Below are 1,798 nucleotides of genomic sequence, written 5' to 3' on the forward strand. Positions count from 1 at the left end.
GATTCCCCGTTCGCTCGCCACTACTGGGGGAATCATTGTTTATTTTCTTTTCCTGCAGGTACTAAGATGTTTCAGTTCCCTGCGTTAGCCTCCTGCAATGCAGGATGATACTTCTTCAAAGTACCGGGTTGTCCCATTCGGAAATCCGCGGATCAAAGGTCATTTGCACCTACCCGCAGCTTATCGCAGCTTATCACGTCCTTCATCGCCTCCGAGAGCCAAGGCATCCGCCATGTGCCCTTACTTACTTTTTGTCTTACCGATCACGTATGGTCGATATATACTTTCAGCTTTTAACTTTACTTTTTTTTGGTCACATCATGTCAAAGAACGGTGTTTCAATTATAAAACAATAATCAAAACGGAGTGGAGAATAACGGATTCGAACCGTTGACCCCCTGCGTGCAAAGCAGGTGCTCTAGCCAGCTGAGCTAATCCCCCTTCTTATAAGTGGAAAACGGAAAGTGGAAAGTGGAGAATCCGGAGAGTTCCCGATTTTCAGTTTTCAATTTTCAGTTTTCAACTTTGAAGTAGTCCCAGGCAGAGTTGAACTGCCGACCTCTACATTATCAGTGTAGCGCTCTAACCAACTGAGCTATAGGACTGTCAGTCAAACCCTCGCCTTACGGCTCGGCTTCTACTTTTCTCGTATATTTTAATAAACAAGTACGCGCAGTACAAGAGGTTCTTATGGAAGCATAACTTCAAGAACCAACGATCGAGTCGAGACGTCACTCCAGAAAGGAGGTGTTCCAGCCGCACCTTCCGGTACGGCTACCTTGTTACGACTTAGCCCCAATCACCAGTTTTACCCTAGGGCGCTCCTTGCGGTTACGCACTTCAGGTACCCCCGGCTTTCATGGCTTGACGGGCGGTGTGTACAAGGCCCGGGAACGTATTCACCGCGCCGTGGCTGATGCGCGATTACTAGCGAATCCAGCTTCATGGAGTCGGGTTGCAGACTCCAATCCGAACTGAGAGAGGCTTTAGGGATTAGCATCACGTCGCCGTGTAGCTGCCTTCTGTACCCCCCATTGTAACACGTGTGTAGCCCCGGACGTAAGGGCCGTGCTGATTTGACGTCATCCCCACCTTCCTCACATCTTACGACGGCAGTCTCGACAGAGTCCCCAGCATCACCTGATGGTAACTATCGATAAGGGTTGCGCTCGTTATGGCACTTAAGCCGACACCTCACGGCACGAGCTGACGACAACCATGCAGCACCTTCACAACTGCCTTGCGGCTGACATGTCTCCACATCATTCAGTTGCAATTCAAGCCCGGGTAAGGTTCCTCGCGTATCATCGAATTAAACCACATGTTCCTCCGCTTGTGCGGGCCCCCGTCAATTCCTTTGAGTTTCACCGTTGCCGGCGTACTCCCCAGGTGGAATACTTAACGCTTTCGCTTGGCCGCTTACTGTATATCGCAAACAGCGAGTATTCATCGTTTACTGTGTGGACTACCAGGGTATCTAATCCTGTTTGATACCCACACTTTCGAGCATCAGCGTCAGTTACAGTCCAGCAGGCTGCCTTCGCAATCGGAGTTCTTCGTGATATCTAAGCATTTCACCGCTACACCACGAATTCCGCCTGCCTCTACTGTACTCAAGACACCCAGTATCAACTGCAATTTTACGGTTGAGCCGCAAACTTTCACAACTGACTTAAGCGTCCGCCTACGCTCCCTTTAAACCCAATAAATCCGGATAACGCTCGGATCCTCCGTATTACCGCGGCTGCTGGCACGGAGTTAGCCGATCCTTATTCATACGGTACATACAAAAAGGCAC

2 tRNA genes and 2 rRNA genes (1 of these 4 cut by a window edge) are annotated in these 1,798 nt (G+C 49.8%); all 4 read right to left on the reverse strand.

From position 1 onward, the window contains the following. Positions 1 to 254, reverse strand: a 23S ribosomal RNA gene (locus ACESTD_RS18295); its annotated part reaches 1,662 nt to the left of the window's first position; the annotation flags it as partial. Between the two features lie 113 nt (positions 255 to 367). Continuing rightward, positions 368 to 441 (reverse strand) — tRNA-Ala (locus tag ACESTD_RS18300). A gap of 90 nt (positions 442 to 531) precedes the next feature. Then, a tRNA-Ile gene (locus ACESTD_RS18305) sits at positions 532 to 605 on the reverse strand. 135 nt (positions 606 to 740) lie between these two features. Then, positions 741 to 1,798, reverse strand: a 16S ribosomal RNA gene (locus ACESTD_RS18310); the annotation flags it as partial.

It is taken from the genome of Bacteroides sp. AR20 (assembly GCF_964250605.1).
Classification (GTDB): Bacteria; Bacteroidota; Bacteroidia; order Bacteroidales; family Bacteroidaceae; genus Bacteroides; species Bacteroides uniformis.